General features: G+C 57.2%; 17 protein-coding genes and 1 pseudogene. 16 read left to right on the top strand and 2 right to left on the bottom strand.

Features of this window, described 5'->3' with window-relative positions:
* From B2589_RS00090 to B2589_RS00060, 7 genes are all read left to right on the top strand, one after another.
* On the top strand, positions 1–205 hold a 205-nt coding region (locus B2589_RS00090; protein ID WP_286815235.1), incomplete at its 5' end, for a hypothetical protein.
* 167 nt (positions 206–372) lie between these two features.
* The gene (locus B2589_RS00085; protein WP_022987636.1) at positions 373–741 is read left to right on the top strand and encodes a histone-like nucleoid-structuring protein, MvaT/MvaU family; all 369 of its coding nucleotides are present in this window, start codon (positions 373–375) and stop codon (positions 739–741) included.
* 198 nt (positions 742–939) lie between these two features.
* The gene (locus B2589_RS00080) at positions 940–1,839 is read left to right on the top strand and encodes a DUF6160 family protein (RefSeq protein ID WP_286815234.1); all 900 of its coding nucleotides are present in this window, start codon (positions 940–942) and stop codon (positions 1,837–1,839) included.
* Between the two features lie 23 nt (positions 1,840–1,862).
* On the top strand, positions 1,863–2,093 hold the full coding sequence (locus tag B2589_RS00075; RefSeq protein WP_081697521.1) for a DUF4160 domain-containing protein: 231 nt from the start codon (positions 1,863–1,865) through the stop codon (positions 2,091–2,093).
* Positions 2,074–2,316 carry a DUF2442 domain-containing protein gene (locus B2589_RS00070; protein WP_022987633.1) on the top strand — a complete coding sequence of 81 codons (243 nt, stop codon included), beginning with the start codon at positions 2,074–2,076 and terminating at the stop codon, positions 2,314–2,316. The genes B2589_RS00075 and B2589_RS00070 overlap by 20 nt, the downstream gene beginning before the upstream one ends.
* A gap of 52 nt (positions 2,317–2,368) precedes the next feature.
* Positions 2,369–3,817, top strand: a complete 1,449-nt coding sequence (gene sbcB / locus B2589_RS00065) for an exodeoxyribonuclease I (RefSeq protein ID WP_286815232.1) — start codon at positions 2,369–2,371, stop codon at positions 3,815–3,817.
* A 322-nt stretch (positions 3,818–4,139) separates the two neighbouring features.
* Entirely contained in the window at positions 4,140–5,351 is a 1,212-nt protein-coding gene (locus tag B2589_RS00060; protein WP_286815231.1) for an argininosuccinate synthase, read from the top strand.
* Positions 5,352–5,578: 227 nt separating this feature from the next.
* On the opposite strand, the gene B2589_RS00055 is transcribed toward B2589_RS00060, so the two are convergent.
* A complete protein-coding gene (locus tag B2589_RS00055) occupies positions 5,579–6,550 on the bottom strand; it encodes a response regulator (RefSeq protein WP_286815230.1) in 972 nt (323 codons plus the stop codon).
* Positions 6,551–6,687: 137 nt separating this feature from the next.
* On the opposite strand from B2589_RS00055, the gene B2589_RS00050 reads away from it, so the two are divergent.
* A complete protein-coding gene (locus tag B2589_RS00050) occupies positions 6,688–7,170 on the top strand; it encodes a YajQ family cyclic di-GMP-binding protein (RefSeq protein WP_286815229.1) in 483 nt (160 codons plus the stop codon).
* A 78-nt stretch (positions 7,171–7,248) separates the two neighbouring features.
* The gene (locus B2589_RS00045; protein WP_286815228.1) at positions 7,249–8,562 is read left to right on the top strand and encodes an AmpG family muropeptide MFS transporter; all 1,314 of its coding nucleotides are present in this window, start codon (positions 7,249–7,251) and stop codon (positions 8,560–8,562) included.
* Here the strand turns inward: B2589_RS00045 and B2589_RS00040 are convergent.
* A complete protein-coding gene (locus B2589_RS00040; protein ID WP_286815227.1) occupies positions 8,546–10,000 on the bottom strand; it encodes a protein adenylyltransferase SelO in 1,455 nt (484 codons plus the stop codon). The genes B2589_RS00045 and B2589_RS00040 overlap by 17 nt on opposite strands.
* 115 nt (positions 10,001–10,115) lie before the next feature.
* Here B2589_RS00040 and B2589_RS00035 point away from each other — a divergent pair, with 115 nt between their 5' ends.
* The 7 genes and pseudogenes from B2589_RS00035 to B2589_RS00005 all read left to right on the top strand — a co-directional run.
* Positions 10,116–10,919, top strand: coding sequence for an HAD-IIB family hydrolase (locus B2589_RS00035; RefSeq protein ID WP_286815226.1), 804 nt, complete (start codon positions 10,116–10,118; stop codon positions 10,917–10,919).
* Between the two features lie 12 nt (positions 10,920–10,931).
* Positions 10,932–12,155: a glycosyl transferase gene (locus B2589_RS00030; RefSeq protein ID WP_286815225.1), complete on the top strand. Its 1,224-nt coding sequence runs from the start codon at positions 10,932–10,934 to the stop codon at positions 12,153–12,155.
* The gene (locus tag B2589_RS00025) at positions 12,152–13,897 is read left to right on the top strand and encodes an alpha-amylase family glycosyl hydrolase (protein WP_286815224.1); all 1,746 of its coding nucleotides are present in this window, start codon (positions 12,152–12,154) and stop codon (positions 13,895–13,897) included. The genes B2589_RS00030 and B2589_RS00025 overlap by 4 nt, the downstream gene beginning before the upstream one ends.
* A gap of 171 nt (positions 13,898–14,068) precedes the next feature.
* A pseudogene (locus tag B2589_RS14330) lies at positions 14,069–14,257 on the top strand (DUF4172 domain-containing protein); the annotation flags it as partial.
* Between the two features lie 112 nt (positions 14,258–14,369).
* Positions 14,370–16,490 carry a type VI secretion system Vgr family protein gene (locus B2589_RS00015; RefSeq protein WP_286815223.1) on the top strand — a complete coding sequence of 707 codons (2,121 nt, stop codon included), beginning with the start codon at positions 14,370–14,372 and terminating at the stop codon, positions 16,488–16,490.
* Positions 16,487–17,284 carry a DUF4123 domain-containing protein gene (locus tag B2589_RS00010; RefSeq protein ID WP_286815222.1) on the top strand — a complete coding sequence of 266 codons (798 nt, stop codon included), beginning with the start codon at positions 16,487–16,489 and terminating at the stop codon, positions 17,282–17,284. The genes B2589_RS00015 and B2589_RS00010 overlap by 4 nt, the downstream gene beginning before the upstream one ends.
* The coding region (locus B2589_RS00005; protein WP_286815221.1) for a LysM peptidoglycan-binding domain-containing protein at positions 17,281–17,629 on the top strand (349 nt) is incomplete at its 3' end. The genes B2589_RS00010 and B2589_RS00005, both read left to right, overlap by 4 nt.

The raw sequence follows: 17,629 nt of genomic DNA, 5'->3' as shown, positions 1-17,629 counted from the left end.
AACCTTGGTCTGGAATACGCAGTTTGGCCGGTTGTCTTGTGGTATGTCTGCGTTGCAGGTATACAAAGATCTTGAACTGCTGGCCAGTAACTTGGAGTTGGTGGCGCGGGATATCGAGCATTATTGCAAAGCCAATCCGGAGTTTTGTGAAGTGGGTGGTGTAATGGTTAATACTTATCAAGCGAGTGCCCAAGAGATCATGTGAAGTGGGTGGTGTAATGGTTAATACTTATCAAGCGAGTGCCCAAGAGATCATGAAGAGTCTTTAAACAAATATCTTTGCCATATCCCTGTTTGTTTATTATTATTTCGCCCGACACTTGGTCTTTATGATCTTTGTTTAAAACCCCACCGATAACAGGTTTTAATATTATGGCAAAAATCAACGATTACTATCAGAAGAAACAGCTGATGGAAAAGCTGGCTGCAGAGCTGGAGAAGCTGGAAAAAGACCAGGCTTTGAAATCCGAGCTGGAGTTTGAAAACAAGGTTCGTGATTTGATGAAGCAGTTCGACAAGTCTCCGAAAGACGTGCTTCAGATTCTGGCTGCGATTGATCCCACCATTGCTGGCGGCAAGGTTGAAGCGCCTGCAGGCACCCGTGCCAAGCGCCCCCTGAAAACCTACAAGAACCCGCACACCGGTGAAGTGGTTAAAACCCGTGGCGGCAACCACAAGACTCTGAACGAGTGGCGTGACAAGTACGGTAAGGAAGCAGTTCAGAGCTGGCAGGAAGCCTGATTTCAGCCTGAGTGTGAACGGCATCATGGAAGGTGTAAGTTAACCTTCAGGTAATGAGTGGATGTGATGCTGTTCACTCTTTGATTTGCTTTGTCTGAGTATAGTGAGGATTGAGGTTCGCCATAAAAACATAATAAACGGGCGACATTGAGCTGGGCGTTGAAATCGGCTCACTAAAACAATTCAGAGACACGAACTATGACAAAGTTAGCGTATGGATGCGCTGCCCTTGCCACGCTCCTGCTGGGTATTTCGCCCGTTGCCCAGGCGGAGCTTGAACCTATTTCTGATAACAGAATGGGGGAGGTTACCGGGCAGGCCTTTATGAACATCGAAAATATTCCCGGCAATGGGGTGGATTACACCCGAATGACGCTGGGCATTGATGTTGAAACCCGCGTTAATATTGACGACATTCAGGTCGGCCAGATTGATGGCGGCACCGACTTTTCCGCACAACACCTCGCGCTTGGCCATATCGCCCGCAACGACGGCGAAACCTTTAATCGCGTTACCTATAACGAAGGTGAGGCTATTCCTTTTGAGGCCCGTAAGCCCTATATCGAACTTGCCGAGGATTCTGCCGGCCTGAAGGGGTTCCGTATGGGGTTTGCGGAGGCTCGTGGGTCGGTTTCTTCTCATACTGAGAGTTTTAGTGGGGCTCTACCTGGGCTGAAGATACGGGACGACCGTGTTGAGAATGGTGGTGTCTACGATACAACTCTTTATGCCGGTGCAGGAGAGACCGAGACTAATTATCGGGCGACACACGTCGGCTTGAAGATTGAAGGAGCTGAATCGAATTCCTGTGCGGTCGACCTGACCTGTGCAGCTCTCACCAATCTCCGGTCAGTCATCGTCGGTGAAGACACTGGTGTTGATGACGGCTCTGTCGCCTTCACGGATGCGTTTTTTATCGGTTTCCAGCGTGAAGATATGGGCTGGCAAACTCTGGACGGCGCCACTACCATCAATGTCGGAAAAGGCGTGTTTATCAACCTGCCGACTAACATGACGGTAGACCTCAGTAAGCTAACTGGCGCGGGTATTGACCGCTACCGCACCCACCAAGTGGACAAGGGCAACGATCTTTTTTGATAGCTGAAAAAAAAGTGGCAAGGATGCCAACATTACTTCTCCTGAATGGATTCAAATTCTTCTTCTACGCCAATGATCATCCTCCTGCCCACGTGCATGTGCTTAAAGGCGAGCGATGGGCTAAGATTGAAGTGGTTTCTTTGGCCGTCAAATACAGCACGCTGAAGAATCAGGAATTGAAAGAGTGTCTTTCGATTGTAGAGAGCCATCAGTCTGAGTTTCTGGAGAAATGGAATGCCTGGTTTCAAAGGTAAATCCGTTCACATCGATGATCGCCACCTGCACGTCGAGCTTGAGGATGGTCGGGTAATTTCCACGCCTGTGCATTGGTATCCGGAGTTAGAGAAGGCGTCTATCTCAGAAATTCGCCAGTACCGGTTTATTTGCGACGGCACGGGCATTGAGTGGCAAGCGCTGGATTACCATTTGAGTATTGAGGCGATGTTGTCTGGCAATGCCCGGCAAACTGCTGCGTGATTTTGCTACACTCCTGCCTCATCTGATTCATTGATTCGCAGGAGTCTTCCCCTTGATCCGCTCTTTCTACTGGCACGACTACGAAACCTTCGGCGTAGACCCGGTGCACGACCGCCCCTCCCAGTTTGCCGGTGTGCGCACGGATGCGGATCTGAACATCATCGAAGACCCGCTGGTGATCTACTGCAAACCCGCGGACGACTACCTGCCTTCTCCTCAAGCCTGCCTGATTACCGGCATCACCCCGCAAAAAGCGCTGCAAGACGGCTACCCGGAGGCGGAGTTTATTGCCCAGATCAATGAGGCGTTCAGCCAGCCTGGCACCTGCGCAGTGGGCTACAACAGCCTGCGCTTTGATGATGAGGTGACCCGCCACACCCTGTACCGCAACCTGCGTGATCCATACGGCCGGGAATGGCAGAACGGCAATTCCCGCTGGGATATCATCGATATGGTGCGGCTGACTTACGCCCTGCGCCCGGAGGGTATCAACTGGCCGAAGAAAGAAGACGGCAGCCCCAGCTTCCGGCTGGAGGAGCTGACGGTGGCCAATGGCATTGCCCACGAGGCAGCCCACGATGCTATGTCTGATGTGCTGGCGACCATTGCCGTGGCCAAGCTGATCAAGGAAAAGCAGCCCAAGCTGTTCGACTTTGTGCTCAAGCATAAAGACAAACATTCCGCCCGCCAGATGCTGGATACCGCAACCCTGAAGCCGGTGTTCCATATTTCTGCCAAGTACCCGGCCACTCGCGGTTGCTGCGCGCTGGTGGCGCCGCTGGCGGATCATCCCACCAACAAAAACCAGGTAATTGTCTACGACTTGCGGGAAGACCCGAGCGAGCTGATCAACGCCAGTCCGGAGCAGATCCGTGAGCGGGTGTTTACTTCACAGGCGGAGCTGGGGGAGGGCGTCAGCCGGTTCCCGCTCAAGGGTGTGCAGGTCAATAAATGCCCGGTGCTGGCGCCGGCCAATATGCTGTCCACCTTATCCAAGGAACGGCTGGCGGAGCTGGAGCTGGACGGCGACGTACTGCGCACCAACCTGGCCAAACTTCGCAACGCCCCGGACCTTCCCGCCCGCATTGCCCAGGCCTTCGACCACCAGTTCGACGGCAGCGACCTGACCGACCCGGACGAGCAGCTCTACGCCGGTGGCTTTATCAGCAATACCGATCGGGAGAAGCTGAACTGGCTGATCTCCGAACCGGTGGAGACATTGGGTGAACAGGAAGTCCGCTTTGAAGACGAACGGCTTCCGGAAATGCTGTTCCGCTACCGGGCCCGCAACTACCCGTCTACCCTGGATGGCGAGGAAATGGAACGCTGGGAGCAGTTCCGAAGCCAGCGGTTGATGAGCCCGGGCAAAGGCTGGCGCTCGCTGGAGGCTTATGGGCTGGAGCTGCAGGAACTGGCGGCAGATCCGGAGCTTTCGGAGCGGAATCGGCAGATTGTGGAAGATCTGCACCTTTATGGCGAGTCTATTATTCCGTATATGTAAGGCATGTTTTGCCACGGAATCCACGGAAGGACACGGAAAAATAAAAGACTTAAAGACTTTTTTGCCACGAAATCCACGAAAAAACACGAACAAAGATTACTGACTAGAACCTAAAACGTCTTCGTCTTTAATTTCGTGTTCTTTAGTGGATTTCGTGGCAAATCACTTTTCTTTTTTCCGTGTCCTTCCGTGGATTCCGTGGCAAAAAAGTCTTCAGTCTTCCCCCTCCGCAGCCTTCTGTCGAATAGCCATTCCCACGGCCATCCCGTACAATATGGCGCTTCTATTCAATACATCCATTCTGTTCAGTCTGGAGCAAAGCATGTCTGATATTAAAAAGGTGGTGCTGGCCTATTCCGGTGGCCTGGATACTTCCGTTATTGTTCGGTGGTTGCAAGACACCTACGGTTGCGAGGTGGTGACCTTCACCGCCGACATCGGCCAGGGCGAGGAAGTTGAGCCGGCGCGTGCCAAGGCGGAAGCGCTGGGCGTTAAGGAAATCTACATCGAGGACCTGCGCGAAGAGTTTGTGCGCGATTACGTGTTCCCGATGTTCCGCGCCAACACCATCTACGAGGGCGAGTACCTGCTGGGCACCTCCATTGCCCGCCCGCTGATTGCCAAGCGTCTGATCGATATTGCCAATGAAACCGGCGCCGATGCCATTTCCCACGGCGCGACTGGCAAGGGTAACGACCAGGTGCGTTTCGAGCTGGGCGCCTATGCGCTGAAGCCAGGTGTGAAGGTGATTGCTCCCTGGCGTGAGTGGGATCTGAACTCCCGCGAGAAGCTGTTGAAGTACTGCGAAGAGCGCAACATTCCGGTGGAAATGAAGAAGGGCAAGAGCCCGTACTCCATGGACGCCAACCTGCTGCACATTTCCTACGAAGGCATGAACCTGGAAGATCCCTGGTCTGAAGCCGAGGAAGAGATGTGGCGCTGGAGTGTGTCTCCGGAGGCCGCTCCCGAGAAGCCGACTTACGTTGAGCTGACCTACAGGAAGGGCGACATTGTTGCCGTTGATGGTCAGGAAATGAAGCCGCACGTGGTTCTGGAAACCCTGAACAAGCTGGCCGGCGAGAACGGTATCGGTCGCCTGGACATCGTTGAGAACCGCTACGTGGGCATGAAGTCCCGCGGCTGCTATGAAACACCGGGCGGCACCATCATGCTGCGCGCTCACCGCGCCATCGAGTCCATCACCCTGGACCGCGAAGTGGCTCACCTGAAAGACAGCCTGATGCCGCGCTACGCCGAGGTGATCTACAACGGCTACTGGTGGTCCCCGGAGCGTGAAGCCTTGCAGGCGCTGATCGACCAGACCCAGGAATACGTGAACGGTACCGTTCGCCTGAAGCTGTACAAGGGTAACGTAGACGTTGTCGGCCGGAAGTCTGAAGACTCCCTGTTCGACGAGAAGATCGCCACCTTTGAAGAAGATCAGGGTGCGTACGATCAGAAGGATGCGGAAGGCTTTATTAAGCTGAACGCGCTGCGGTTGCGGATTGCTGCTGGTAAGGGGCGTAAGCTCTAAGTAATAAAAAAGCCAGCTCATGGGAGCTGGCTTAAAAAATATTTCGGAAAGAACGAAAGTGCCTGAAAAATTCGTTAATCCTGTGGAGAGCATCCATACGGCGGCGGAGGTACTGCACGGCTCCTCCGCCATGGGTGGATACTGCTTCATTCCACGTTGCTAGATTAAGGCCTTCCGTTCTCTCTGTCTGTTTGTGATCTGTGTCGCAGTGTTACGGTGTGTAGTTCTTATACGCCTTCCCGTATTTCAGGTGTGATTTCCACGAAGCGACGGGTTTCGTAGGCATCTATCAGGCCTTGTATCGAGGCTTTTTCCATATCCTGTACAGACGGCGTGCCTTCTTCAGCGCTGGCGCGGCACAGGGCCATGCCGGCTTCTACGGAAATGTAGCCGGCGGTGGTTTTCAGGGCCTTGTGGTTGATGCCGTCGAAGATGCGCCGGAAGGCGGTGGGTGTGCAGTGGTCGCTGTTGGGGAAGTAAGACACGATCACGAACTGGTTGTCACCAATGCGGCACAGGGCGTCGATAGGGCGGATCAGGCTGTTCAGGCGGCGGGCGATGCCGATGGCCAGTTCGCTCATGACGCTGGGCGGGTGTTTGCGCTTCAGGTCTTGCCAGTTACGGATGCCGCACATTACGTAGGCACTGGCACCGCCACGGGATTCGGCATGGCGCAGGATTTTCTGCAGGCGCTGGCGGGCGTACTTGGCGTTGCACTGGCCGGTTTCCATGTCGATGATGTTGCTGGATTCCAGCTCCCGGTTGTTCTCCACCAGTAAGGCGTTGGCCCGCAGCAGGGTGTTCTGGCGGTCTGCCATGCGGTCTGCAGCGAAAATGCGGGGAATCAGCTGCTTGGTCATGTCGGACTTATAGATGAAGTCATCGACGCCCCGGTCGAAGGCTACCGAGAGGGCTTCCACGCTTTCCCGTGCGGTCAGCAGGATCACGTAGGTGTAGTGGTTGGTCTGCTCGTCCAGCTGGCGCACCTGGTCTGTGAGTTCCAGGCCGTCCATCTCGGGCATCAGCCAGTCGGCAATCAGGACGCTCACCGGGCGTTCTTCCATCAATTTCAGGGCCGCCGGGGCGTTGTTGGCGATGCGTATGTCGCGGTAACCGGCATTTCGCAAGGTGCGGCCAACCACCATACTGCTGAATTTGGCGTCGTCTACTACGAGGATGGGAAGGTCCAGGTTTGGCATTGTTTATCTACTTCTTACCAGTCCATTGTCGGGTGCGGTTCGCCTTGGCTCTTGGTATGCTTTGGCGGTTCCGGCGCAGCCGCTGTTAATCATGTCGCCACAGTATACCTCTGTGTTGCCTTTGGAGAATGACGACCATGCCTTCTTTTGACATTGTTTCCGAAATTGAAATGCACGAAGTAACCAACGCGGTGGACCAGGCCAAGCGTGATCTGGGCAACCGCTGGGACTTCAAGAATGTAGACGCGAATATCGAGCTGGAAGACAAGCGCATCACCGCCAGCGCCGAGCAGGAATTCCAGCTGGAGCAGCTGATTGATCTGCTGCGGATGGCCTTCGCCAAGCGCAATATCGACGCCCGGGCCCTGGCGGAAGACGGCGAGAGCAAGGCCGGCAAGCTGGTGAAGCAGCACTTTGCCCTGAAGCAGGGTATTGAAACCGATATGGCCAAGAAGATCGTGAAGATGATCAAAGACCAGAAGATGAAGGTTCAGGCCAGCATTCAGGGTGACAAGGTGCGGGTAACCGGTAAGAAGCGGGACGACCTGCAGGAAGCCATTGCCATGCTGCGCGAGGCGGAGCTGGATATCCCGCTGCAATTCAATAACTTCCGCGACTGATCCGGAGATTTCGCTATCGTACCCGGCACCCGCCTTGCCCTTCTGAAAGACGCCCTGTACACCTACACCCGCTGGCAGGTGATTGCCATGCTGTTTTTGGGGTTTTCCGCGGGGCTGCCGTTTTTGCTGGTGTTTTCCACCCTGAATGCGCGGCTGGCGGATGTGGGGGTAGAAACCGCAACCATCGGCTTCTTCAGCTGGCTGGGCATTACCTATTCCATCAAGGTGTTCTGGGCCCCGGTGGTGGACCGGCTGAAGCTGCCGGTGCTGAACCGGCTGTTCGGCAAGCGCCGGAGCTGGATTCTGCTGGCCCAGGCGGGCATTGCCACCGGCTTGTACCTGATGGCAGCGGTGGACCCCCTTTCCGCCCCGGAAACCCTCGCCCTGTGCGGGTTGCTGGTGGCCTTCTCCTCGGCCACGCAGGATGTGGCCATTGATGCCTACCGGATTGAAATCGCGGAAGAGCGGCTGCAGGCGGCGCTGGCGGCGACCTATATTTTCGGGTACCGGCTGGCGTTGCTGGTGGCTGGTGCCGGGGCTTTGTACCTGGCGGAGTTCTGGTCCTGGCAGGTGTCTTACCAGGTGATGGCGGCGCTGGTGGGAGTGGGTGTGCTGACGGTGCTGGTGGCCCGGGAGCCTGAGGTGAACCACTTTGCTGCGGCCGAAGACATTGCTGAGAAAGTTCAGGAAGAGGCTGCCCGCCGTGGGCACCTGCCGCCCCGGTTGGCGAAGCTGGCGGGCTGGTTCTACGCCGCCGTGGCCGGGCCCTTTGTGGACTTCTTCCGCCGCTATAAAGAACTGGCTATTGTGATTCTGGTGCTGGTGGCGGTGTACCGCATTTCCGATATCGCCATGGGTGTCATGGCCAATCCTTTCTACCTGGATTTTATGGGGTTCAGCAAAACCCAGGTGGCCGATGTGACCAAGGTGTTCGGCTTTTTTATGACCATTCTCGGCTCGATGGTTGGCGGGGTGCTGGTGGTGCGCTACGGCGTGCGGCGGATTCTGCTGGCCGGGGCGATTATGACGGCCGCTACGAATCTGCTGTTTGTGGTGCTGGCCCAGTACCCGCCGGATATCAAGCTGCTGGCGCTGGTGGTGAGTGCCGATAACCTGAGTGGGGGTATTGCTAACGTGGCGCTGATTGCCTGGCTTTCCAGTATGACCAGTGCTTCGTTTACGGCGACTCAGTATGCGTTGTTCAGTTCGTTGATGACGTTGCCCGGGAAGTTTTTAGGTGGGTTTTCGGGAATTGTGGTGGCGGATTTCGGGTATGCGCAGTTCTTTCTGGTTGCCGGGGTGATGGGGGTGCCGGCTATTTTGTTGGTGCTTTATATTATGCGGCATGGTCGGAGATTGGATGCGTTGGCTCCGGTTAAGACGAGCAGCTGATGTTCAGGTGTTTGCCCCAGTCTGGGGGTAGGGCGGCGTAGTGTTCGAACTGGGGTTGTTCGTCGAAGGGGGTTTCCAGCACTTTGAGTAGCTCTTTCATGGGCGCGTAGTTGCCGTTCTGGGCTTCCATGATGACTTGCTGGGCCAGGTAGTTGCGCAGGATGTATTTGGGGTTTACCTGGCGCATGGCGTATTCGCGCTCGTCGTGGGCGCGGGTTTCTGTTTGCAGGCGGGCTTTGTAGCGTTCGAGCCATTCGTCGGCCACGCTTCTGTCTGCAAAAAGGTCCCGCACCGGGGCGTTGCCATGGCGGTGCAGGTTGGAGATGCCGCGGAAGAATCGGGTGTAGTCCACCCGGTGTTCGTGCAGCATGCTAAAGGTGTCCATGATCAGGGCCATGTCTGCATCGTCGGTTTCTTCCAGCCCGAGCTTGGCCTGCATGTTGTGCTTGAAACGCTGGTTGTAGGCGGTTTCGTAGCTGCCGAGGCATTCGCGCACGGTGTCTTCTTCCATGATCGGCAGCAGGGCGTTGGCCAGGTAGTGGCAGTTGGTGAAGCCGATCTGGGGCTGGCGGTTGTAAGCGTAGCGGCCTTCGTGATCGGAATGGTTGCAGACGAAACCGGCGTCGAAGTCGTCCAGAAAGGCGTAGGGGCCGTAGTCGAAGGTGTCGCCGATGATGGACATGTTGTCGCTGTTCATCACGCCATGGCAGAAGCCGACCGCCTGCCAGTCTGCAATCAGCCGGGCGGTGCGTTCCACCACTTCGGTGAACCAGCGGGCGTGGCGTTGTGGTTCCGGCAGCTCAATCAGGTGGGGGAAGTGTAGCGAAATCACGTGCTCCAGCAGGGTTTTCACTGCCTCCGGGCCGTCATGGTAAGCGGCGAATTCAAAGTGGCCGAAGCGGATATGGCTTTTGGCGACGCGCATCAGGGCGGCAGCGGTTTCGATGGATTCACGCCGGACCGGGTCTTTGGCGCTGATCATAAACAGCGCCCGGGTGGTGGGTATGCCCAGCCCGTGCATGGCTTCCGAACACAGGTATTCCCGGATGGTGGAGCGCAACACCGCCCGGCCATCGCCAAAACGCGAATAGGGCGTGGTGCCCGCGCCTTTCAGGTGCCAGTCCCACCGTGTGCCATCCGGCGCCACAGTTTCCCACAGCAATAACCCCCGGCCATCCCCAAGCTCCGGGTTGTACATGCCGAACTGATGGCCGGTGTACTTCATGGCCACCGGGTCCATTCCTTCCAGCAATTCCGCCCCGGCGCCGATCTGCGCCCAGTCCTGCTCATCCTGAACATGAAACCCCAGCTGCGCCGCAAGCTTGTGGTTGAAGCACACCATCTTTGGCTGCGAAAGCGGCGTGGGCTTCACCCGGCTGTAGAAGCTGTCCGGCAGGTCCAGGTAGCGGTGTTCAACTTTGAAGGTGTCGTTGGTCATGGATTGGCCTGGTTTTTGAATCGGTCTCTAAAACGGGGTCAGACCCCCAGTACATTTGGTGCCATGAAATGTATCGGGGGTCAGACCCCCTCAGAGTGCAGAGTGGAGGTGGCGAATGCAACCACGGCTGGTGGTTTTTACCGATCTGGATGGCACTTTGCTGGACCACCACAGCTATAGCTGGCGGGCGGCATTGCCGGCGATGGAGCGGCTGGCGGCTAACGGGATTCCGCTGGTGCTGAATTCCAGCAAGACAGCGGCGGAGATGCGGGAGTTGCAGCGGGCGATGGGCCTGCGGGCGCCGTTTATTGCCGAGAACGGGGCTGCGGTGGTGATTCCGGCGGGATGTCTGAACAATCCGCACGACGAGGTGGTGCACTTTGGTGTTCCCCATAACGAGCTTATGCGCACACTTTTGGTGCAGCGGGAGGCCGGTGCACGATTCCGGGGCTTTTCTGACCTGTCGGCGCGGGAGCTGGCGCAGCTGACGGGGCTGAAAGAAGGCGAGGCAGCCCGGGCAAAACAGCGCCTGGCTACCGAGCCTTTGCTGTGGGATGGAACCGACGCCGAACTGGTGCAATTCCGCGCGGCGCTTGGGCTTGCGGGCTTGCGACTGGTGCAGGGCGGGCGCTTCTGGCATGTCATGGGAACCTTCGATAAGGCGGAGGGGGCCCGGTTCTTGCTGAGTCGTTACCAGGAGTGTTTCGGCAATGAGCCGTTAATCACCATCGCCCTGGGCGACAGCCCGAACGACCAGCGCATGCTGGAGGAGGCAGATATCCCGGTGGTGATAAGCGGGGCGAACAGTGAACAGCTGCAGTTTTCGTCCACCCGGCACGCCATGCGCTCCCTCAGACCCGGCCCCGAGGGCTGGAACGCTTGCGTACTCAACCTGCTCCTGGAGTACGGTTACCAGTAAAGGAGAGCCGCCATGGGCGACTTTTACCAGAACGGCATTGTCACCACCCTGCATAACCTTGTGCGCCGCCCGGTGGAAGACATCGAGGCCGACCTGATGCGCTTTCGCAAAGAGCGGCCGATGTCGCTGGTGCTGCCATCCCTGTATTCGGAGCTCGAAGGCCCGGCGCTACAGAATATTGTGCAGGAACTCACCCGGGTGCCGTACCTGGACGAGGTGGTGATTGGCCTGGACCGGGCTACCGAGGCGCAATACCGCCACGCACTGGCGTACTTTTCGGACCTGCCGCAACCGTTCAAGGTGTTGTGGAACGACGGCCCGAGGCTGCGGGCGCTGGACCTGAAACTGCGGGAGCAAAATCTGGCGCCGACGGAAATGGGCAAGGGCCGGAACGTGTGGTACTGCTTCGGCTATGTGCTGGCGTCCGGCGTGAGCGAATCCGTCGCGCTGCACGATTGCGACATTCTGACCTATTCCCGGGACCTGCTCGCGCGGCTGATCTACCCGGTTGCCAACCCGGGCTTCAACTACATGTTCTGCAAGGGCTACTACGCCCGGGTGGCGGACAGCAAGATGAATGGCCGGGTCAGCCGGCTGCTGGTGACACCGCTGATCCGCGCCCTGAAAAAAGTCTGCGGGCCTAATGATTTCCTGGATTACCTGGACAGCTACCGCTACCCGCTGGCGGGTGAGTTCTCCTTCCGCACCGATGTGATCAACGACTTGCGCATTCCCAGCGACTGGGGACTGGAAATCGGCGTGTTGTCGGAAATGAAGCGCAACTACGCCACCAACCGCTTGTGCCAGGTGGATGTGGCGGATGTGTATGACCACAAGCACCAGGAATTGTCGCCGGAAGATGCCAGCCGGGGCTTGTCCAAGATGAGCATGGACATCGCCAAGGCGCTGTTCCGCAAGCTGGCCACCAATGGCGAGATCTTCTCCAACGAGAAATTCCGTACCATCAAAGCGAGCTATTTCCGCATCGCCCTGGATTTTGTCGAGACCTACCAGAACGACGCCATGATCAATGGCCTGAGTTTTGACCGCCACAAAGAAGAAAAGGCGGTGGAACTGTTTGCCCAGAACGTGATGCGCGCCGGGGCGTACTTTCTGGATAACCCCATGGATACGCCGTTTATCCCCAGCTGGAACCGGGTGACCAGTGCTATTCCCGATATTCGTGAGCAGCTGCTGGAGGCGGTGGAGCTGGACAACGAGGAGTTCCGGCCATGAGCCAGTCACTCGAAAGCCGTCTGGTGACCATGCTGGAGGTAGTTTATCCGGCGCTGGACTGCGAGTTTCTGGTGGATCAGTTGCTGGATGCCATGGGCCTGGACCCGGAGGCTGAGCCACCGCCCGCGCACCAGAACAACTGGAGCCAGGCGGATGTGGTGCTGATCACCTACGCCGACACGGTACAGCGCCCGGATGAAAAACCGCTGGTGACCCTGAAGCGGTTTCTGGACGACTGCCTGCGGGAGTCGGTGACGGCCGTGCACATTCTGCCGTTCTTCCCCTACAGCTCAGACGATGGCTTTGCGGTGATGGATTACCTGGCGGTGAACGAATCCCACGGCAGCTGGGAAGATATCGAAGCCATCGCCCGGGATTACAAACTGATGGCGGACCTGGTGATCAACCACATGTCGGCCCGCAGCCGCTGGTTCGAGAACTTTCGCAAGCGGGTGGGGCCGGGCAAGGATTACTTTGTTGAAGCCAATCCCAAAGATGACCTGAGCCAGGTGGTTCGGCCCCGCACCTCGCCCCTGCTGAATCCGGTGCAGACCGAGGACGGCGAGCGCTATGTGTGGTGTACCTTCAGCGAAGACCAGGTGGACCTGAATTTCGCCAACCCGGAGGTGCTGATCGAATTCGCCGGTATCATTCGTTATTACCTGGAGCGGGGCGTGAAGATTTTCCGGCTGGATGCGGTGGCCTTTCTCTGGAAAGAGCCGGGCACGCCCTGTATTCACCTGCAGCAGACCCACGAGCTGATTAAGATTCTGCGGCTGCTGATTGAGCATCACACCGCAGATGCCGTGGTGATCACAGAAACCAACGTGCCCAATCGGGAGAACCTGACCTACTTCGGCAACGCCAACGAAGCCCATGCCATCTATAACTTTTCCCTGCCACCGCTGCTGATTAACACCCTGGTGACCGGTAATTGCCGCCATTTGAAAACCTGGCTGATGGGCATGCCGCCGGCGCAGATGGGCACCACCTACCTGAACTTTATTGCCTCCCACGATGGCATAGGGATGCGCCCCACCGACGGGCTGCTGGACGAAGACGAGAAGCAGCGGCTGATCAATACCCTGGAATCTTTTGGGGGCAAGGTGTCATACCGGCGCACGGCCGATGGCCGGGATCAGCCCTATGAAATGAACATTGCCCTGTGGGATGCCCTGAAAGGCACCGCCGAGGGTGGGGCAGACCACTGGCAGCTTCAGCGCTTTCTGTGTGCCCACACCATTATGCTGGCGCTGGAAGGTATTCCGGCTTTCTATATCCACAGCCTGCTGGCCACCGGCAACGACCTCGACCGTGTGGAACATACCGGCCGGCTGCGTTCCATCAACCGTAGCCAGTGGAAGCTGGACAGCCTGGAAGCAACGCTGGCCGATCCTCTCAGCCATCACAGCAAGGTGTACCGGGAACTCAAACGCCTGATTGCCATCCGCCGGGCCCAGCCCGCCTTCCACCCCAACGCCACCCAGTTCACCCTGCACCTGGGCCTGCAACTGTTCGGGTTCTGGCGCCAGAGCCTGCGCCGGGAACAATCCATCTTCTGCATCCACAACATCAGCGCCGAAGTGCAACAAGTGGCCCTCAGCGACATCAACCTGATCAGCACAGACCAATGGACAGACCTGCTCTCCGGCCAGCCCATCGAAGACCTCAGCGGCACGATTACCCTGAAACCTTACCAATGCCTCTGGTTGGGGGTCAGACCCCCGATACATTTGGCATGACGAAATGTACTGCGGGTCTGACCCGCAGTGGCTGAGGTAGCCGCTGAGCCGAATATGGGTTGTAATCGGCTCAGGTTCTGATCCGAATAGGCAGGTTTTTTCGGCTCATGTATATCTGACAAGAACAAGACTGGCCGCGTTTCACGTGGGATGAGGGTGCTCTGCGCTCCTCGGTTGCTTGATTCTGCCGGCGAGGAATTTGGGGAAGGCATCAACGCCCGGAAATACCAGTCTATGGCTAAGGTCAGCAAGGCCACGGCTACGCGGGATTTGACGGACTTAGTGGAGAAAGGTTGTATTTTTCAGTTAGTCGGGGGCGGGCGCAGTACCCGCTACGCCTTGTTGCTGCACAGTGACTGATTGACCAAGCCGGTTTGTGACCGGGTTGTTTGTAATGCCGTGATGGGTGGTTATAATCGGCCCTGCTCAGGACGAGTTTGTTATAACCATTTACACTTCAGGGACCGAAGTCATGCCCCAGGCAAGCGGATTGCAGTTCACCGCCCGTGTAGGCGAATTCCCCTCTGATCACTTTTCGGTACTTGGCTTCGCGCTGACCGAACAGCTGTCTTCCTTATTTCATGGCCGGTTAGAGCTGGCCAGTACTGACCCCGATGTAGCCGCAGCTGACATTCTGGAACAGCCGGTAGACCTGGTGGTTTGGCAGGACGGCCAGCCCCTGCGCCGATTCACCGGCGTAGTGAACGAATTTATGCGGGGCGACACCGGCCACCGCCGCACCCGCTACGAAGTGGTCATCCAGCCACCCCTGTGGCGTCTGGGCCTGATGCACAACAGCCGCATTTTCCAGGCCCAGAGCACCGACGCCATTGTGCGAACCTTGCTGGAAGAGCGGGGCATAGCGGATTCGGTGTTTGATCTGAAGCGCACTCCGGCCGAACGGGAATACTGCGTTCAGCACCGGGAAACCGACCTGCAGTTCCTGGAAAGACTGGCCGCCGAAGAAGGCTGGCACTACCGCTACCAGCACGGCAGCGTGGACGGTGAAGAACAGCCCGCCCTGATTATCGCCGACCACCACGGCGATGCCCCCAAACTGGACCCGGTCGCCTGCAACACCCAAGCCGGTGGCAGCAGCCGACAGCCCTGCGTGTTCAGCTTCGCCTACGAAGAGCGAGTCAAAGCCGCCTCCGTGGCCATGAAAGACTACACCTTCAAAAACCCCGCCTACGCCCTGATGCACGAAACCAGCGCCGGCAGCGTCAACCACCGGGAAGACTACCAGCACTACGACTACCCCGGCCGCTACAAGGCCGACGCCAGTGGCCAGCCCTTTACCCAGGCCAAACTGGACGCCCTGAGAAACGATGCCTCCCTGGCCAAGGGCAAAAGCAACTGCCCGGACTTCGCTCCCGGTGCAAAGGTAGAACTGCAGGACCACGATAGCCAGAGCCTGAACCGGGAATGGCTGCTGACCGCCATCACCCACACCGGCAAGCAGCCCCAGGCGATGGAAGAAGAGGGTGGCAGCGAACCCACCAGCTACCACAACGACTTCACCGCCATCCCGGCCGACAAAACGTGGCGGCCAGTGTGCAACCACAAGCCCATGATGGACGGCCCCCAGATGGCTATCGTCACCGGCCCCGAGGGTGAAGAGATCCATTGTGACCAGTATGGCCGCGTGAAAGTAAGATTCCCTTGGGATCGTTACTCCAAAAATGACGAACACTCCAGCGCCTGGCTGCGAGTCGCCCAGGGCTGGGCCGGCGGCCAATACGGCTTTATGGCTTTACCGAGAATTGGCCACGAAGTGATCGTATCCTTCCTGGACGGCGACCCGGACCAGCCCATCATCACCGGCCGAACCTACCACGCCACCAACACACCGCCCTACGCGTTGCCGGAACACAAAACAAGAACCACTCTGAAAACCAAAACCCACAAGGGCGAAGGCAGCAACGAACTCAGATTTGAAGACGAAGCGGACCAGGAACAGATCTACCTCCACGCCCAGAAAGACCTGGACCTGCTGACGGAAAACAACCGCACGGAAGTCATCAAGAACGACAGCCACCTGACGGTGGAAAACAACCGCTTCAGCCACACCAAAGGTAATAGCCACCACACCACCGATGGCGAGCACCGGGAAAGCATCGGAGCGGACTATAGCCTCACCGTTAACGGAAGCCACCACAGCAAGCAGGGCAAGAACCAGCTGGTGGAAGCCGGCACCGAAATCCATCACAAGGCCGGTATGAAAATAGTGATCGAAGCCGGAGCCGAGGTGACGCTGAAAGCGGGTGGTAGCTTTGTGAAGGTAGACCCGAGTGGGGTGACCATTTCCGGGCCGCTGGTGCGGATGAACTCCGGGGGTGGGCCGGGGAGTGGTAGTGGGGTTGGGGTTACGGGGCCGTTGTTGCCCGAGAGTTTGAACGAATTAACGGCCAACGATGAACCTGTGCAGGTGGCGGAAACCGGCACCAGAGCGACAGCGGGGCCTTCTGCAGCCTCGGTGCCTGCGTTGAAATCCGCAGCTAAAAAGGATGTTGCTCTTGTGAAGCAATGCGGCCGCCAACCAGATGGTACTTGTGCCATGGACGCCTGTGCATGTGAGGGAGACATTGCATGATGAGCCTGGATGAGAAGACCATTGAGCGAGCATGGCTACTGATTGATGGTGCGGTATTTGATGCTCCTAGATTCATCTATGAATACGATGATCAGCCGGAACTCGAATACCTGTACCTTGGCACGCCCCATGAGTCGGTCATCGAGGTGAGCCCCTGCCTTGTAAAGCCTTCGCCATCATCGCGAATATGGTCAGAGCAGGTAAGGTGGCAGGACCATGCCGTTGTCCTGATGGCAGACGAGATCCTGTCCGTATTGGCCGATCATTTGCGGAGCCTGTTGAGCGTCAAGTTGCCTGATGGTGGCTATTCCTATCTCAGGTTCTATTCCCCAAAGCAGCTGGTCAGGTTGATGGGAGCGTTCAGTGATCTGGAGCGAGACCAATTCAGTGGCCCGATTACAGACTGGCTGGCTTTCCAAACTGATGGTCAATGGCGGCGATTCAGTGCAGATGGCCAGAGACCAGCCAGGCTGGCTTCTGAAGAAGGCTGGTTTGTTCTTGCTGATCACCATATTGAGGCCCTGGCCGCTATGGCCAAAGACGAGTTCGTGAGCCGGTTGGCCCAATACCTTTCCCTGAACGATGCATCCAGGCTGAACGCCCTGATTCAGCAGGCCAACTCGTTTGGGTTCCGTACAGAGAAAGACGTAAGCCGATTTGCAGAGCTAGCTGTAGTGCACGGAGAGCGCATTGAGCATCCAGAATTTCAGGCCATTTTGTCCAGTTCTGAAATGCCAGCAGGTATGCGCTTGAGTGAAGTGGATAAACGTTTGGCATATGGAGTTGCCTCATGAGTTCCGAATATACCGTCAAGTCCGGCGACACCCTCAGTGCAATTGCACAGCGACACCAAACTACCTTAAGCAGCCTCTTGAGACTGAATCCGGATATCGACAATCCTGATCGGATCTTTCCCGGGCAGCGGCTCAAACTTCCCGCTGCGAACGACGCAGATTTCTCCAGCTGCGAGGTCGGACAGGTTGCTCAGGAACAATCATGTACAGAAGAAATTGTCGAAGTTGTCCATGTCACGGGTTCTGATGAGTTGATCCTGTTGACTAAAGAGGAGCTCTCCGAGTGGCTTGACGAAGAAAAATTCGTTTGTGGCCCAATCAATGTGCGTAAACCGCTGAAGGTTG

Source organism: Marinobacter sp. UBA3607, from assembly GCF_002375525.1.
GTDB lineage: Bacteria > Pseudomonadota > Gammaproteobacteria > Pseudomonadales > Oleiphilaceae > Marinobacter > Marinobacter vinifirmus.
Note: the sequence above shows the minus strand (reverse complement) of the source record. Positions and strands in the feature narration are given on the sequence as shown.